General features: G+C 42.0%; 24 protein-coding genes and 1 riboswitch. Of the genes, 5 read left to right on the top strand and 19 right to left on the bottom strand.

The features are described 5' to 3' along the window. Window positions 1–36: 36 nt before the first annotated feature. From ACXAJH_RS17005 to ACXAJH_RS16975, 7 genes are all read right to left on the bottom strand, one after another. Window positions 37–567, bottom strand: a complete 531-nt coding sequence (locus ACXAJH_RS17005; protein WP_474994695.1) for a GNAT family N-acetyltransferase — start codon at window positions 565–567, stop codon at window positions 37–39. Beyond that, window positions 564–1,616, bottom strand: coding sequence for a DUF2332 domain-containing protein (locus ACXAJH_RS17000; RefSeq protein WP_474994693.1), 1,053 nt, complete (start codon window positions 1,614–1,616; stop codon window positions 564–566). The genes ACXAJH_RS17005 and ACXAJH_RS17000 overlap by 4 nt, the downstream gene beginning before the upstream one ends. A 564-nt stretch (window positions 1,617–2,180) precedes the next feature. After that, complete coding sequence (locus ACXAJH_RS16995) at window positions 2,181–2,624, bottom strand: GNAT family N-acetyltransferase (RefSeq protein ID WP_474971744.1); 444 nt, start codon at window positions 2,622–2,624, stop codon at window positions 2,181–2,183. Window positions 2,625–2,642: 18 nt separating this feature from the next. Beyond that, a complete protein-coding gene (locus tag ACXAJH_RS16990) occupies window positions 2,643–3,458 on the bottom strand; it encodes a lipid II flippase Amj family protein (protein WP_027953702.1) in 816 nt (271 codons plus the stop codon). A gap of 106 nt (window positions 3,459–3,564) precedes the next feature. Continuing rightward, window positions 3,565–3,732 carry a hypothetical protein gene (locus ACXAJH_RS16985; protein WP_474968028.1) on the bottom strand — a complete coding sequence of 56 codons (168 nt, stop codon included), beginning with the start codon at window positions 3,730–3,732 and terminating at the stop codon, window positions 3,565–3,567. A gap of 108 nt (window positions 3,733–3,840) precedes the next feature. Then, the gene (locus tag ACXAJH_RS16980; RefSeq protein ID WP_027953701.1) at window positions 3,841–4,548 is read right to left on the bottom strand and encodes a MerR family transcriptional regulator; all 708 of its coding nucleotides are present in this window, start codon (window positions 4,546–4,548) and stop codon (window positions 3,841–3,843) included. Window positions 4,549–4,684: 136 nt separating this feature from the next. Next, window positions 4,685–5,005 carry a hypothetical protein gene (locus ACXAJH_RS16975; RefSeq protein WP_474971745.1) on the bottom strand — a complete coding sequence of 107 codons (321 nt, stop codon included), beginning with the start codon at window positions 5,003–5,005 and terminating at the stop codon, window positions 4,685–4,687. A 132-nt stretch (window positions 5,006–5,137) separates the two neighbouring features. On the opposite strand from ACXAJH_RS16975, the gene ACXAJH_RS16970 reads away from it, so the two are divergent. The 4 genes from ACXAJH_RS16970 (at window position 5,138) to ACXAJH_RS16955 (ending at window position 7,754) form a co-directional block, all read left to right on the top strand. Continuing rightward, a complete protein-coding gene (locus ACXAJH_RS16970) occupies window positions 5,138–5,506 on the top strand; it encodes a group-specific protein (RefSeq protein WP_206931945.1) in 369 nt (122 codons plus the stop codon). A 17-nt stretch (window positions 5,507–5,523) separates the two neighbouring features. Next, window positions 5,524–6,024 carry an RNA polymerase sigma factor gene (locus ACXAJH_RS16965; RefSeq protein WP_474994691.1) on the top strand — a complete coding sequence of 167 codons (501 nt, stop codon included), beginning with the start codon at window positions 5,524–5,526 and terminating at the stop codon, window positions 6,022–6,024. Further along, window positions 6,021–6,257, top strand: a complete 237-nt coding sequence (locus ACXAJH_RS16960; protein ID WP_474994689.1) for a hypothetical protein — start codon at window positions 6,021–6,023, stop codon at window positions 6,255–6,257. Before ACXAJH_RS16965 ends, ACXAJH_RS16960 begins: the two co-directional genes overlap by 4 nt. Before the next feature lie 83 nt (window positions 6,258–6,340). After that, a riboswitch (purine riboswitch) is annotated at window positions 6,341–6,442 on the top strand. Window positions 6,443–6,563: 121 nt separating this feature from the next. Then, on the top strand, window positions 6,564–7,754 hold the full coding sequence (locus ACXAJH_RS16955) for a NupC/NupG family nucleoside CNT transporter (protein ID WP_474994687.1): 1,191 nt from the start codon (window positions 6,564–6,566) through the stop codon (window positions 7,752–7,754). A 411-nt stretch (window positions 7,755–8,165) separates the two neighbouring features. Here the strand turns inward: ACXAJH_RS16955 and ACXAJH_RS16950 are convergent, their stop codons facing one another. The 4 genes from ACXAJH_RS16950 to ACXAJH_RS16935 form a co-directional block, all read right to left on the bottom strand. After that, window positions 8,166–8,465, bottom strand: coding sequence for an ATPase (locus ACXAJH_RS16950; protein WP_474994685.1), 300 nt, complete (start codon window positions 8,463–8,465; stop codon window positions 8,166–8,168). 319 nt (window positions 8,466–8,784) lie between these two features. After that, window positions 8,785–8,943: a hypothetical protein gene (locus tag ACXAJH_RS16945; protein ID WP_474994683.1), complete on the bottom strand. Its 159-nt coding sequence runs from the start codon at window positions 8,941–8,943 to the stop codon at window positions 8,785–8,787. A 77-nt stretch (window positions 8,944–9,020) separates the two neighbouring features. Next, on the bottom strand, window positions 9,021–9,182 hold the full coding sequence (locus ACXAJH_RS16940) for a hypothetical protein (protein ID WP_474971752.1): 162 nt from the start codon (window positions 9,180–9,182) through the stop codon (window positions 9,021–9,023). A gap of 222 nt (window positions 9,183–9,404) precedes the next feature. Further along, on the bottom strand, window positions 9,405–9,656 hold the full coding sequence (locus tag ACXAJH_RS16935) for a hypothetical protein (protein WP_474971753.1): 252 nt from the start codon (window positions 9,654–9,656) through the stop codon (window positions 9,405–9,407). Window positions 9,657–10,053: 397 nt separating this feature from the next. Here ACXAJH_RS16935 and ACXAJH_RS16930 point away from each other — a divergent pair, with 397 nt between their 5' ends. After that, a complete protein-coding gene (locus ACXAJH_RS16930; protein ID WP_474994681.1) occupies window positions 10,054–10,518 on the top strand; it encodes a universal stress protein in 465 nt (154 codons plus the stop codon). Window positions 10,519–10,933: 415 nt separating this feature from the next. Here ACXAJH_RS16930 and ACXAJH_RS16925 read toward each other — a convergent pair whose 3' ends face one another. The 8 genes from ACXAJH_RS16925 to ACXAJH_RS16890 form a co-directional block, all read right to left on the bottom strand. Then, on the bottom strand, window positions 10,934–11,302 hold the full coding sequence (locus ACXAJH_RS16925) for a hypothetical protein (protein ID WP_474971755.1): 369 nt from the start codon (window positions 11,300–11,302) through the stop codon (window positions 10,934–10,936). Window positions 11,303–11,555: 253 nt separating this feature from the next. Then, window positions 11,556–11,933, bottom strand: a complete 378-nt coding sequence (locus ACXAJH_RS16920; RefSeq protein ID WP_474994679.1) for a hypothetical protein — start codon at window positions 11,931–11,933, stop codon at window positions 11,556–11,558. Between the two features lie 970 nt (window positions 11,934–12,903). Further along, window positions 12,904–13,377, bottom strand: a complete 474-nt coding sequence (locus tag ACXAJH_RS16915) for a hypothetical protein (RefSeq protein WP_474994677.1) — start codon at window positions 13,375–13,377, stop codon at window positions 12,904–12,906. Window positions 13,378–13,634: 257 nt separating this feature from the next. Next, a complete protein-coding gene (locus ACXAJH_RS16910; protein WP_202410643.1) occupies window positions 13,635–13,811 on the bottom strand; it encodes a hypothetical protein in 177 nt (58 codons plus the stop codon). A 443-nt stretch (window positions 13,812–14,254) separates the two neighbouring features. Next, on the bottom strand, window positions 14,255–14,416 hold the full coding sequence (locus ACXAJH_RS16905; RefSeq protein ID WP_474994675.1) for a hypothetical protein: 162 nt from the start codon (window positions 14,414–14,416) through the stop codon (window positions 14,255–14,257). A 426-nt stretch (window positions 14,417–14,842) separates the two neighbouring features. Beyond that, on the bottom strand, window positions 14,843–15,361 hold the full coding sequence (locus ACXAJH_RS16900; protein ID WP_474994672.1) for a GNAT family N-acetyltransferase: 519 nt from the start codon (window positions 15,359–15,361) through the stop codon (window positions 14,843–14,845). A 10-nt stretch (window positions 15,362–15,371) separates the two neighbouring features. Continuing rightward, the gene (locus ACXAJH_RS16895) at window positions 15,372–15,719 is read right to left on the bottom strand and encodes a DUF4260 domain-containing protein (protein ID WP_474968009.1); all 348 of its coding nucleotides are present in this window, start codon (window positions 15,717–15,719) and stop codon (window positions 15,372–15,374) included. Window positions 15,720–15,863: 144 nt separating this feature from the next. Further along, window positions 15,864–16,091 (bottom strand): hypothetical protein, encoded by a 228-nt coding sequence (locus ACXAJH_RS16890; protein ID WP_474994670.1) that lies wholly within the window; start codon window positions 16,089–16,091, stop codon window positions 15,864–15,866. Between the last annotated feature and the right edge of the window lie 5 nt (window positions 16,092–16,096).

Below are 16,096 nucleotides of genomic sequence, written 5' to 3'. Positions count from 1 at the left end.
GGAGCTGTCCACAGGCTGCTCCTTTCTCAATCTCTCCTATATATGAATGATCTGCTTCTCCATCCGCACGTCTGCCCACATCCGGCCCTGCCAGTACGTGAAATCAGCCTGCTGCGTCAGTTCATTGTAGCCCATTTTTTCGTACAGCCGCCGGGCTCTTGTATTGTATTCAAATACGCCAAGTTCAATCCTCTTCAACCCAGCTTCCTTGATTTTTTCCTCTATATGAGCCATGGCGAGAACACCAATCCCCTTTCCACGCCCTTCAGGTTCACCGATTGTAATGCCGATCCACGCCGACCGGGGTGTTTTTTTGAAAAGGTGTGGAGGGTCAATCATGTAATTCACCTCGCCGACAAGCTTTCCATCCTCATAGATCAGAAAAATCGTATGGTCGCTCAGGCGTTTTTCCAAGTCCGCCAGTGTCATAGAGCTTCGGCCGGACAGCTCTTCGGCATTTTTGTTGGGACGGATCAGCGGGATCAGCTTCTCATCATTGTTCCAGCGGTTGAAGGCCGCGACGTGCTCCTCGGTGGGAACCGTTAACCTATCAAAAGTCGTCGTCATTGTTTTGTCCTTTCTGGAACGGGTTCTTCAAGAAGCCAGTCGAACCAGCGGCCGTGGCCGTCTGTCGCTCCAATGGTATGGGTTTCAATTCTCCCGTTCTCATAAACATCCATATGAAGATTTTCGTCCTTCATATGGTTATAGATATGAAACACAGGGCGGGTACGGCTGATGTCCACAAGATGCTCATGAAGTCGTGCTTTGACTTCACCCGTCATCTGATTGGCCACATGGGTGTGGAAGATGCAGAGCACCCGATTTTGTGGTATACGTTGAGCCAGTTCAGGAAGTACCTCTACCCCATCTCCCTTGTAGAAATCCGGTGGGTTCAGCCGCAGCTCCTGCACGGCTTGTTCCAGATTTTCACGCCTTTCTTTATGTTCCGGCCAGATGAGCGCCTTCAACCACAGCATCGTCTCCTCATGGGTCACATCACAGATGTGAAGATCCACACCGATTCTTTCCTTCATGACCGGCGGCTGCTGCATAAAGCCCGGCAGCTTACCATGACGGACCTCGGACTTCAGATGCAGCTGGGAACGGGCCGAACCATAGATCGTATCCCTGCCGTAGCTGTACGAATAGCGGTCAATAAGCAGCTGCAGTCCAGCACTCGTGCCGATTTCGATCAGGCCGAGCGGACGGTTCGTACGGGCTGCGATGTGGCAGAAGACAGGGTAAAGGTAGGCACACCGGCGTACTTCATTCGTCTGCACACGCTTCTCCCGAATGAGCTTTTGTATGTCATGTTCATATAAAAAAACAAATTCCCGAAAAACCGGATACGCCTGCTCTTTCGGCTTGGGAACATTTGTAAAAGTCGGATAAAAGGAGTGCAGCGGATGCTCATTCCTTATCATTAAAAGGTAATGTACAGCCCCCAGCAGCAGGTTTGGCACAGGCTGTCCAGCGGGAGCCTGTGCTGCCAGCTGAAGGATTTCTTTGTCTTCAGCAATCTGTTCAGCCAGGTGCTGGTACAGTGGACTTGACCCGTCACACTCCTCCTCAGCAAACTGATAGAAACGTTCAGACATGGATGACACAGACATTCTCCTCTCTACGTTTTCACTCTTTTATACTATCTTAGCATAAGGTTATACCCACTATTCACATGAAAGCGTTTGATGTTGAAAAGTTAAGAAAACAGTGTTAACAAAGGAAAATGCTAACGACATACTAAACGCAATGTCATATCAATAGCTGCAGCTGCCATCAGGTTGTTGAAGTGGTCACGTTCCGCTTATCGGTGGATGCGTGCCGCGGGCACGGCTTCAGCTAACTTGGTCAGGAAAAGCACCTGTCCAAGTGGATCTTCAGCTCGTGCTGTTCCCGCAGGCGTCACCACCGAACACTCCCCGTGACCGCCATATAAAGAGACCTTGAGGGATGACATCTATTAAACAAAGGGGCATTCCTCAAGGTTCTTACGGCTGAGAGTGAGTGCAAGGGAGTCTATTTGTATTCCAGAAGGTGCGCAGACGATTCCACTCCTGCGGAAAAACGGACGGACGAGACCCCACAGGGTGGTTTTCCCGAGGAGGCTCGGACGTTCGTCCGCGGAAAGGGAATCGTCGGAGCACCTGAAGGTACAACCAGTACATAAGGGTGGGTGTTTAATTCCTGACCTTCTCCATCTCCACTTCCCCGGCCTGTTCACGTACAATGGAAAAACCCGCTTTCTTATAGACCGTCACTGCGGGTTCATTTTCCACGGAAACAGTGAGGATAATTGAACGAATCCCCTCATACTGTCGAACACCAAAAGCGATGCCTTCACGGACAAAGGTCTCTCCAAATCCCCGCCCGATCCACTCAGGCTTCAGGGCGAGTCCGATTTCCAGGAACTCTTTCTTTTGAGTAAACTCGAACAACCCCACCGTTTTTCCATCGAAAAGAGCGGCATAACCATCACAGCCGCCAGGGCCCTTCAGTATTCCGTCTCTGTTGTACGATTCATAATACGGGATCATCATTACTTGCTCGACGAACCCTTCGTAATCCCAGGTGTCAATCTCATCCACCAGGTCCATAGTCAGAGGGACAAATGTAAACATCATTCCATTCTCTCCTTTATATTAAACGATAAACTTCGTAAACCAGGCAATGTAATGAGCTCCCGGAATAAACAGCAGCTGGGCAAGCAGTGTTCCAAGCAGCCGGGATGTAATCATAAGCAGAGATACGTTCTTCAGCTGGCTGTAGCTTCCGCGCTTTTGGATGACATCATCCGCCATCACTGAAATTTTCGGATCCACAAACACGACAAGCAGAATGGTCGCCACACCGTTGATCAAACCGGATGCCATGATTGCTGTTGAAGCTCTGTCCGGAGCCAGAAGCGCGGCATAAAGCGCAGAAAGGACTCCAATCGTATAAATGGAGGTCACCAGCATATTGACGAAAAACAAGCGCTTCGGAATGTTGGATAACGAAAAGCCCTTTAAGTAACTCCGCTTTGGAAGCGCGAACAGATGCAGGCCCCGCTTGAAATAATCCTTCGTTGTAAACGTCTTTAACAGCACCGGAACAGATCCGCCATTGTTGGATAAATGGACGATGGCCCGTGAAAATAAAGCAATAAACGTAGGTAACAGCACAATGCCGGCCAGTGTCCCCACCGTCGACGCTCCGATGATGATTCGATATTGATCTTCAACAAAAGCCAGCGTATTCTCAACCGGCGCAGCATCAATCAAACTGCCGGTAAACGGCTGCTGCATCATGTTGGCCATCCTGGAAACGATGACCATCAAATTAAACAAGGCAAGAGCCGAGGCGATCCGCCCCACTCTTGCCCCTGACATCCGCACTGCGTAGGCCAGCGTTTCAATGGTATGGATGACTAAAATGAACAAAGCTATGTAGAGCACTTTCTCCGTGAACACTTCCATTCGACAACCATCCTTTTTGTTGACATGCGAACCTTTCGAACGGGCTTGACCATAAAAAAAGAAACACCTCAGCTGGAGATGCATCTTTTTTCAACAGGTTTTCTTGTCAGTTCCGGGTCCTTCCTTTTCTAATCGGACTCTGTTCCGGCGGGTCTTCGGGAATCTGCAGGCGGCTGGGATGGCTTCTGTGGTGCCCTTCCCTTTTAATGTCCACAAACACCATCAACATCACGACGAGGAGCAGCGTACCGCCCCAAAGAAGATTTTCAATCAATGAGATCCCCCTTTTATTGTCCAAAACCTGTTACGTGCAGCCCGGCATTGCTATCCTTTACAAAAAACTGCTGCGCCTTCTTTACGTTAAAGAGCGTTCCCGCTCGATTTATTTTCGAAACAGGGAAAACAGCTTTTCCCAAGGACCTTTGGTATTTTTTACGGTGACTTCCAGACGACGGTTGAAATCATTCTGCGCCTGCCATTCCTGCTTTTGTTCCGCACGCATCGTCTGAAGCTCTTCTTTCAACAGATCGCTTTTTTCCTTTTCTCTCTCCAGCATCTCTTCATACTGCTGCTTCTGATCCTCCATCATCCGGTCAAGCTTCGTATGGGTTTTCTGTGAAAAGTTACCGACACCTGAACTGATGACGTGGTGATCCTGCTGCAGACGGGAGACCGTGTTTTTCAGCTCGGCCATGTCCTGCTTCAATTGGACATTCATTTCCCTTGAGGCGGCAAGCTCTCCTGCCAGCAGTTTGAGGAGCTCCTCAGTTTGACCGGGATTTCCAAGAGCAGAGGAATATGTATCCGATACAGTCAGCGCCGTTTCTGTGTATCCCTTCAATTTCTCCTTCTGTTCCTCCACGACGATTCTTGCCTGTTCATCCTGTGGCAGGTCCGTATCGCGGATTTCCTTTAAGGCTTCTATATCCGAGGCGACGAAGATCCGCCTGTCACCATCTTTAAAGAACTCGTATCCGTTCCGTTCAAGAATCTGCCCATAACGACGAACAGTAGTAGTTGCGATCCCTACTTCTTCAGCCACTTCTTTCGTTGAAAAAGCGCGCTCATTCGGTTGTATATCGTGTCGCATGCAGGGCCTCCTTTTCTTCTCCAGTATTGTCCAAGAACGACCGGAAACAAAGGCACTGTTCCCGTTTTCTCTCTTCCTCTATTATACATGGATGAAGGCCCTTTGTGGTTTACGGAAGTATTAAATCGCAGGATTTTTACCGCACCGGCTGATGAATCTCTGTTTCCAAGTATGTACTCAAATCCTCTGCACTGCTGAATGTGACCGGGTATCCATAGGATATCGGTGTCTCTCCCTGGTTCGTTTTTTTCCGGAACCGGCGGAGCGATGTATTATGGACGGGCAGCCAATCGGCCCTTTCCTCCACCCTGTCCGGGTCCCTCACAATCGTGATCTCCTTATTCATCAATAAATAGATGACTTCACCTGTGCTTCGTTTTTCAAATTCCATGGATTTGGTTGTTTCATAGGACATCACAAAGTCCTGCTTGAAAAAAGCCTGTCTGCATTCTCTCATTTCCTTCCCCCCTCTCGATATTTCTTCCATTATTTCAGAAGGCGAAAAATAAAACAATTTTTTCCTTTTCGCGCGAACTTTTCTCCTTCCTCATTGGTATAGTTGTTAGAAGAGATCAAAGGAGGATTTGGAATGGGCATCGGTTTTATCATTTCGATGGGTATCATGTTTGTCTGGTTGGTGGTCATACTGTCTGTCACGATTCCGATGGAAAAGAAGTACATCGTCCGCAGCAACGGGAAAATTGATTACAAAAAAACGGAGCTCTTTTTACGCTGGAATGTTTTTGATACCTTAACTGTCGTTTTGGCGGTTTATACGATCATCTGTGTACAGGTTCTCAACGTGATGATCAGTTCAGGCGCGACCGTTGAAAATCCTTATGTGCAGTTTTTTACGAATCAGGCACAGGCGTGGACGATTGTCGTTTTCCTTTATTTATTCAGCCGCCTCAGCCGGACGTTGAAGTCTGTCCGTGCCCGGATGGGTGAAGCTTCGTGAACCAGGTGGAAGCCGTCATGGAAGCCTGGCAGCGTGGGAATGAAGAAGCCTTCGAACAGATTTATACCGCCTTTCACGGGCCATTGTATTCGTTTATTTACCGTTATACGAGAGATGAACCATTCAGCGTCGATATCGTCCAGGATACATTTCTCCGCCTGCAGACACATAAGCACCAGTATGATTCTTCCAAGGGAGCCTTGAAGTCCTACTTGTTTCAGATTGCCTACCGTTTGATGGTTAATAAATTGAACCGGAGAAAAAAGTGGCGGAGCCTGCTGCCCTTTTTAGTTCCCTCACAGGAAAGTTCACTGCACCCTGCCGAAAAGCTTACGGTCCAGCAGGCAGTCAGCGAACTTCCAGATCTGCAGAGGGCTGTGATTCTCCTTTACTACTACCATGACCTTCCTCAAAAAGAGATCGCCGCCATCCTTCACCTCCCCTTAGGGACGGTAAAATCAAGACTTCACCAAGCCATTCAAACTCTAAAAACGCATCTGGAGGTGGAAGACCTGTGAAAAATAACACGCATGATCACACAGAACTTGCCCGAAAGCTGGCCGAATACGACGTCGATGTTCCAAATATCCCACGAAAAAAGAGCCGCTGGAGCCGGCTCGTCCACTACCTCGCCTCACCAGCGGATAACCCGGTTGATTTTCTCGCCCCGGCCCGCCCGAGCTTTTCTTTGACATCCGTCATCCCTGTCCTAGCAGCCGCGGCTGCACCTGTAGCTGCACTCTTGCTTTAGGACGACGGATTGAAAGTTTTCAATTTTACAACTTCCCGGATATCCATTGTTCGCATTCCCTGATTCTGCTAGAATGCGAGACATATCATTTCAAACGGATTCCTTATATACATGCGGAAATATGGTCCGCAAGTTTCTACCCGGCTGCCGTAAAGAGCCGGACTATAAGGAAAGAACAGACGGGGATCATCTATGCACAGCTGGATTCCCAGGCCTCTTTCCTTCTTTATATAGGAAAGAGGCCTTTTTTGTTGTCTGACGTCTAATCTCCTTAAGGGATCCGTCATTTTCAGGGAGGATTTCATCATGCAGATCATCACCGGACTGCTCTCGCTCGCTGCCCTTATTGGACTCGGGTGGCTGTTGAGCAGCAGCAGAAAAAACATTAAGTGGCGCACTATCCTGACCGGCTTATTAATCGAAGGGCTGTTCGTTTACACGATGCTGAACATTTCTTTCGGTCAAACCGCTTTGAAAAAGGCCGCTCTTTTCATCCAGCACATCATTGATTACAGCTCGGCAGGCATTGATTTCGTCTTTGGACCACTGCTTGTGGAAACAGGCGTTACCTTCGTGTTTGCCATCCATGTCTTAGGGGCGCTGATCTTTATTTCCGCCCTGATTTCCGGTTTATATTACCTCCGCATCCTGCCGGTCATTGTGAAGTTCCTCGGCACGATCGTTGGAAAACTGTTGAAAACCTCAAAGGTGGAATCGTTCAGCGCGGTTGGGAATACTTTTTTAGGAGTAGCGGAGGCACCTCTCCTGGTGAAGCCGTACTTGAGCCGCATGACAAAGTCTGAAACGTTTGCGATTATGGTCGGCGGAACGGCCTCTGCCAGCGGGGCAATCCTCGTCGGTTATGTCGAAATGGGCATTGATTTAACGTATCTATTGATTGCCATTTTCAGCGTTCCCTTCGTTTCTCTTGTCATGGCCAAGCTGTTGGAGCCGGAAACAGAAACCTCTGAGCTGAACGAAACCGTGTCACTCGAAAAGTCTGGACAGGCGAACGTCTTTGAAGCGATCTCAGACGGTGCCGTCAATGGAGTAAAGCTTGCAGCCAGCATCGGAGGATTGATGATCGCTTTTATCAGTGTCATTGCGTTGGTCAATGGTGGGTTAGGATTGATCGGAACAGATTTATCCACCATTTTCGGCTATCTCTTTTATCCATTCGCAGTCATTATCGGCATCCCTTTTTCCGATGCCTTCCAGGCGGCTTCCCTGATTGGAACGAAGCTTGCGGCCAATGAGTTTCTCGCCTACTCCAACCTGAAGCAGATGTCCGGGGATCTTTCTCCGATGACGATGGCCGTCATGTCTGTGGCTCTCTGTAACTTTGCCAATTTATCTTCGATCGGCCAACTGATTGTCGGGCTCGGGTCGCTGGCTCCGGAGAAGCAGTCTCAGGTTGCCCGCCTAGGCTTGAAAGCGATCATAGGCGGAACGCTTGCCAGCTTCATCACAGCTGTATTTGTGTCCATGTTCTTATAAAAGAAAGCACGCCCGGAATTCACGGGGCGTGCTTTCTTTATGAATTGTTTAAGACTCAAGTTCGGGAGAAATCTGGCATCTTGCAATGAACACACCCGATACATGAAATATTTCATTATGAATTTGTAGTTATTTTTAAATGCTTTTCCCCTAAGATAGTAATGCTGATATTCCACCTTGGGTTCAAAACTAAATAATCATTATCATCAAATTTCAAAGCCATATGAATGTCATCATCTTCAGCTGTAAGAATAGCAATTCTTTTTGTTCTCAAGGTCTACGTACGTTTTAAAACTTTCTTTCACCTCTATCTTCCAACCAAAAAAGTCCATCATTCACCTCCAAATGCCAGTTAAATACCCAAATACTACGAATAAGCTTTTCCAGAGCCTATTGATCAATTATAAATCTTCACGCTTCTTTTTTCTTCCACATATAAAAGTTATAGATCAGTTGAAGAACCAAAACCATAAGCAACATTAAGATAAACAGCATTTTCGCCATTGTCGTAAATGTTGAAGAGTAATAAAGAATAAAGGCTGAGAAAATGACCACTGGAGTAATAATGACGGTTCTTATCAATTTCCTTCGGTAAGAAAGTGCAAAATAATTCAGTTTAAAGCCTTTGTCTTGTTTGTCTTTATTTTTATACCGAGAAGATAAGACTGCAATAATGATTGCGGATATAGCTCCAGGCACTATAAAAGACATTTCGAATAACTCCTTTCTTTCAAAATTGACCCCATTAACGAGAAACATGAACTCAATAAATTACGCATTATGTAATAAGGAGGGCACGTTACTCAGCAACTCCCTCATACTTGAACACTCATTTTCGAGATCTGCCGTCTTTTGCTATCCTGAATTTATATATATCTAAACGTTCCTCAATAAAGGAATTTGATATGATTAACATCAATAATCCTATTCCTAACATTGGGATGGATGCAGATTAAAAAATTTGGCGTACCTTCAATTCTTAAGATCTCACTAAATGCAAATCCTTCCTCATTCATTCGTGAAGCCACAATCACTTTTCATTTTCTGCTTTATCTAAGAGTGATATGATCCTTTTATTTTGTTCAACCAGCATATCACTATTTTCCTTTATTAAACGTACCCACCTAATTAATAACGCCAGTACTATAATAGGGAAAAACAGCAATAATGTTGGCATAAGTACATCCATTAAATATTCCTCCTGAAAATTTTTCATTTAAAAACCGCTAGTTATCATACAACAATCGCCATAAAATGTTTATACACTCACTTTTCTTTCTTAAAATAAAAAACTGTTCCATTGACTCCAGCTAGTTCCCAACCATCCTCCCCCAGGGAATTCAACTTTTCTTCCATCACTTCACTGAATTCCTTATTTGCTTTTAACTGCACTTTGATATCTTCCACTCTATACACAAATTGCTTCATTCTTTGTCCTCCTAATAATAAAACTACTAAACAGTGCTCATTTACATATCTATACGATTCTTTTTATTAGAAGTTTCAATCAAACACAACGAAACTATTTAGAAACTGACCCTTACACAAACCTGCCCAAAACATTAAGAAAGAGGCAATTCTTCTATTAAAGAAATGCCCCCCCCATTATGGTAGACTTGATTTCAAGATAGTTTCCTTCTCCATTCAGATTCAGGGCGTGTTCCAAAAAAATGTAGTAACTATAAAGGGGATAATTATTGTCGCTAAGATAATTAATCCATTGCCAAAGATTCCGATCTTTCTGTATGTTCCTTTTTCAGAGAACATGGCAAATACCAACCCTAATACAGCAATCACTACACCAGCAAAAAGAAAAGCGTCATTCCCTGACAGCGTCGTTATGTATGCAGCTAGGCTTACCAAAAATAAAACAGGAGAAATTATTCCTAACTTCCTTCTCACACTTCCCCCTCCTCATGACGTGAATGATTTGAAAATATTGCATGTAGCTCTATGCTTTTAGGAAAGAATCTTTCACGTAATAAAGGGACAATTCTTTTGTTAAGGAGTTGTCCCCATTTCCGTAGACTTAAAATCGAGATATTGAAGAGAAAGCTGTGAAAATCATGAATTGGATCAGCCTAATTCGGCAGCTCAGTAGACCTTCTATTATCGCACCTTTTAGCTTAGTTTTGTTTCCTGCTCCCTCCAATATAAAAGTTATTATGTAAGAAAAAATCTGATAAAATAAACTTAAGGGATACATTAGCAAATCGAATTAGTCAAAGGTTCAATGAATAGCCGTATGGATGAAGCTATTTCATTAGAATAACTGAAAGCGCTTTCTCCAGGTTGGTAAATGATATTGTTAATAAATTCCTCTAAAGGAGCGAATGTTAATGTCAAAAAAAATTTAGTTCCAATTGATGGTTCAGATTTTTCGTTAAGAGCTTTGAAACATGCAATTGAGATAGCTAAAGCAATTGATGCTGAACTTCTTCTTTTAAATGTTCAATATAATTACCATTCTCCTAACATTAACCGCTTTGTAAGCAAAGAACAAGTGCGTAGGTACCAGCAAGAAAATGCGAAAGAAGTAATGGATGAAGCACTAAATGTCATTGAGAATCAAGAGGTAACTGTACACACAAAAATAAGAATTGGTTCACCAGACTATGAAATTGCGAAAGAAGCAAAAGAATCGAAAGTATATAGTATCGTAATGGGTTCACGAGGTTTAGGTGCTATAAAGAGTAAAATACTGGGAAGTGTAAGTTTTAACGTCTTACATGTAGCTTCATGTCCAGTGACTATGGTTAAATGATTGATAATGTTTAGAAGTCAAATTCAGCTTTTGAAAACTTCGATACCAATGATGTCCGTCAACTGTACAGGATTTAATTCAAATGAGTCATCATACGGTCATTAGATTGTTAGAGAAACCAGGTATTCCATTATTCCCAACGGTAATCTGTGATGGCATCATCTTTTCGGAGGTCTCTGTGCTCCCCACTTGGTGTATTCATTAGCTTGGGTGGTACTGTCGATTGATCGAAGGAGTATTCAAATCCTCTTCTTTGATAAGGACGTTTGCCTCAAAATAAAATAACACAGCAACTGAAAAAGAGCGATTATTCATGATGAATAATCGCTCCCGTTTAAACTCGCATTCAAGATGCCTATTGCTTATCACGATATTGAAAAGCTTGGAAATAAATCATTGAATTTATCTAAGAATATTACTCTCCCTTAACAGCTGTAACTTCCAGAGATAGATTAGCAAGAGGTAAATTCCCTTCGTCTTGAACTAAATCTAGTTCAAAAAGATACTCTCCTTTTTCTTTAAACGTGATGAATAACAAGGCACAGCTGTTTAACATAGGTTCTTCGAAAATAAAAACTCCATATTCATTAAACTCTACTGGTAAAAAGGCTCCCCCAATAAAAATAACTAAATCAAAACCTTCTTTTTGTGACGGGTTCCCTAAAGTAACAATAACTCTGGATTCTAATTCGGGGTCGCCTGTAGTTAAAGCACAAACATTGAATGCTTGCTGTTTGTTAACTTTAACCGTACGCGGGATATTACTTGAAAGACATTCAGCCAAAATAACTCTTCCTCTCATAAAAGATATAGTGCATTATTATAATTTATGATGAAGTAGAGAAATAGATTGGACTACTAATCTAGTAATAAGTGCAGATTTATAAAATTCCATTATCATACACTAGTGTTTATTAAATAATACCTGAATGCTCAGACAAACGATGATTCTTCATAAATAACTGTGCCATTTTCAGGAAGACTCGATATTGAGACATATTTAGATACTTTTTTAACCACATATTTAAGTTTGATGCCTAATTATACATATGGACCAGGGTTACATCGATAAGAATTAATATTAAGAAGGTTAGAGCGCTCCCATATAGATAAACCTTTTTTTCCTTGAATATCCAAGCAGCTAAGGTTAAAAGTGCAAAAACAACTATGGAACCCTGTAATTTTTGTAATCTATCCTGCTTCTGAACAATGTCAACCATTTCTGAAGGGGCACCTTTAAAAGGTTGTTCATTGATTTCCTTACCATACCAGTTATAACTAATAATTCGATAAGTGGAGGATTCCTTTATATACTCTAATTTTTTAAAACCTAACACTGGTAAGTCAATTGAAAAAATAAATAGTAATCCAGCTATAATGAATATTAATATTTGCGCTAATGTCTTTTTTTTCAAAAGAAACCTCCTTATGAGTAAATTTAATTGTTTAAAGCTAGGCTTTGATCCATGTATCTCGATTAGTTAAAATAAGCGATCGTTAATTGAACAATCGCACCCGTTTTTATAAGACTTGATACTGAGATAACTCCCAGATTATGTAGTGTAAAATCACACCAAAAACAATATTCAATAATATAGTGTTTGTTATTGGACATTTAAATTAACGTCTTTTCTCTTCTTCATTTTATTTACCGCGAATCTAATTATTAAATAAATGATAAGTACATTTAACAGAAAAGTCGCAGGATTAATGTGCATTCCATCATTACCGCTAAATAAGTTATCAAAAAGCCAGACACTGTAAGGTTCTACTCTCTGGTATATCGTTATATACTTTAATGGAAATCCAAAAGTATGGTTGCCTATTCCTTCATTAAAATAATTACTAGGTATGAAATATGGTATAAAAATACATAGGAGCAAACTCCATCTCATATATTTCCAGTTTAACCTCTGCACAAAACCCCTCCCTGATTAAACTTTATTTGCTTTTTAAATTTAAAATTTACATTCATCATAACCACTATGCAAGTGAAATTGAGGGGAGTAGTCTTTTATGCAATTGCCCCCTATTGTGGAAGACTTGATTTCAAGACGAATAAATCCACTGTTTGATCTCCAAATCAAGGATCGAATTAAAGTCTGTTTTTGTAAAAACTTCATTCAAAAACACAACTTTCTTTAAATAATAGTTAACGTTAATATAGCACCCAATAATGCCTCAATAATGTCGCCTTGTATATTACATACGAAATTAGGTCTCTTTAGTTTCAAGGCAGTGAGTATTTTGAAACTGAGTCTTACAAAATCCTACCCACTAGTAGAAAAGCGATTGCTCTTATTAAGCAATCGCCCCCAATTCTTCAAGAATTAATTTTTTAAGATATAATTTGTAGGCCCAGGTAAAATAATTTCCTTCTTGATATTATTGAAAAGACTCTGCTGCCTCAATTAAATCATTTTTTTCAACTTTAGTTTCCGACTGTTTAGCAAAATATTTTAAAACATAATGAATCTTTCCTTCTGCCCATCTCAAAGTCTTAGTTCCTGAACTATCGACAAAATATTTTCCAGATTCATCCCCTACTTGTACATCTTGATATTCTTCTTGAGAAGTAGAAGAAACGTCACCTCCGTTTACAGTTAATAAACTAAGGTGCTCCTTATTTTCTCCATAGAAATCAAAAGTTAAAGTTTTATATGGTTGCTGCACCTTAGGAGGATGACTAAAGTCAGCTCGTTCTACTTCAAATGGAAGTTCTGTGGGAAGTTGGGGGTTAAAAACCAAATCTTCCGTTTTTTTGCTCAGCTCATCATTATTGAATTTATGTAATCCACTTGTCGAACTACATGCCACTAAAATCAATGGTAAAGTTATTATTAGTAATAATTTTTTCATACTATCTCCCCTTCTAAGAACATGTTGTTGATTGCATGTTAAAAGTGTAGTCTACAGCAAATACATGCAAAAGGTCTCATATTTCACATACGATTCAGAATTATTAAAGTTTCAAATATTATTACCGCGAATCTAAATCTTCTAGTATCATACCCAAACCAAACAAAGGGGCAATTCTCTCTTATAGAATCGTCCCCCATTAGCGAAAGACTTGGTTTCAAGATATCTTTTAGTAAGCATTTAACTTACTCACCGCTTTACTTTTCAGATAAAAAATACCTTGCATTCACAAAAAATATGGTTCCAAGAAGAAATAACATAGTTATGAACCAACTTGCGATAGCTGAAAAATCACCTTTGAAAATATATTCACTTGTTAAAGTAACAAATACCATCGTTGCCATAACAACATACAAACCTATTAAATGCTTCATTAGTTTCATCTCTCCTTTATGACGTACTTATACATAACTCTCGTCATTTCGATTGGCTGGTCTTGAAATAGGACCTGTTTTCATTATGTAACAAGGGGGCACGCTATTAAGCAAACGCCCCCGTTAACGTAAGACACGAATTCGAGGTAAATTGAAACACACTATAAGTAACACACCTATTATTTAACTACACACCATAAATATCACTTAAAAAAATAACCCTTTTACCACTTCATAAATTGCAATTCCTACTACTACCCCTAATAAAAGTTTTACGAAGTTCATAGTTTTCCTTTCCAAAACGATTCCCCTTTATCTTAGCTTCGATTTTATTAAACATCATTAATGTTGAAAGCAAGCATGATATTGAATAATCGCCCCCTTTACGGGAAGAATTGAATTCAAGATATTCTAATAAATCAAATCATCACCTAACTGATGATTTAATTTAATTGTATGTTTTCCTTCAACATCGCTCCGTCATTATTTTTCCATCTTACATTTAATGTAATGGCACTAGCAAATTCCTCAATATCACCTATTGAACTAAGACGAGTACCACCACCATTAGGTATCGTAATACTTTTTCCTTCCAAAGCTTCCAAAGTACCCTGACTTTCTCCAGATGGATAGGATATATTATATTCAATCTCTTTTGGAGTATAGTCTTTCTTAAATTTTAGGTTTCCTCCAATATGGTATGTATCTTGTTCTTCTGAATTTGAAAAAACTACTTCAACATTCGCATCCCAAGATGAGGATTCACCTCGTATTATTTGCGTCTCGTCTCTTTTCTCACCAGAACAGCCAGAAAATAATAATGAAACTAGAATAAATAGTACAAAAAATCTAATGATACCGCCCCCTTCAAATGTATGTATAAATCCGATATAACTTATGTACGAGATAAAACGATTTTAGTTTCAAAACTGCCAATTATCTCGAAACTGAGTCTTCAACTAACCTGCCCATTAGCTAAAGACTCAGTATCGAGATAAATATCAACACCGAACTTAAACGAAGCCTTTTATTCAAGGCAGCAGTCTCCGCCTGTAACGGAGAGAAGTGTAAGATGATGCTTCCTTACTCTCCCCATAACCCGGCTGTTCCTTTTGAAAAACAAAACCTCTGGCTTCGTAAAAAGGAATGCCCTTATCATTGCTTTTCTGAACCGAAGCCCATTGTTCTTCCGCTCCATAAAGATCCTTCTGCTGCTTCGTCAAGGCTTCCAGCAGCTTCGTACCGATCCCCCGGCCTCTGTAATCCGGATCTAGATAAAGGACATAGATTTCGCCGGCCTTCTGATCGATCATCCCGCCGCCAATTGCACCAACAATCCTGTCCTGTTCAAGAGCGGTTATGTAGCCGCTCCAGTCTCTCCCTGCAGGAACAATCTCTTTTTGGATGCGGGCCAGGTTATAAAATTCATCGATGACGGTCTGTAAGTATTCTTTGCTGTAAATCGCTGCGTACGTGTCCTGATTCCCTTTGATACAGACCTCCCGGATGCCGGGAGCATCACTCATAACAGCATTTCTGACTATAATCATCGTTTCCCTCCTATATTCTCTGCTGGTGGGTATGTTTGAAATCTGTGCCATACTTTAAACCGTAGCCGATGGTCCGATCCATCCCGATATGAGCCGTCCAGATCAGCGCCAGCGCGGTTACAAGCCCCCACTGGTAATATAGACCAGTGAGGAGAACAAGTCCCGGCACTACATAGGTGTGGCCGATATTGTATAGGACGGCTCCCGCCTTGGCATTTATGATATAGCCGAGCATGAATACATCAGGTGCAAGAAGGAGAAGAAGAAACAGCCAGAGCGAATAGCCGGTCGTTGTGTAAAAATAAGACGACATAATGAGGACGAGTAATCCTTCCAGATGAATCCATGTTTTGGGCACTGGGTTCCACTCCTTTTTAGGTGATCGGTTTGAAAAGGGGCCATGACAAGCAGGTCGTGCCACGAACCGTTTCGGAAAAGCTCCTCCTTCAGACGCCCCTCTGTTGTAAAACCTGTATGCTCATACAATCGGACGGCGCGTTCATTAAACGCACAGACTTTCCTCTGATGTTTCTAGTTCTTCAATCCTGTAACTATTCGATGTGTCTGAGGTGGTGATCCTCTTGATGAATTGTTCGGTGCTTTCATAGGTGTGGACATCGAGGTGGGGCTGGGTCGTCTTCATTACTTCCATATCATTTCTCCATTGATGGTAGATGGGTGGGGCTTTTCCCTCTACTTTCCGCAGACGTATGCGTTCAGCTGTAAACAAGTCAT

Source organism: Halobacillus sp. ABD4_316, assembly GCF_056161385.1.
This window is presented reverse-complemented; position numbering and strand designations above follow the sequence as displayed.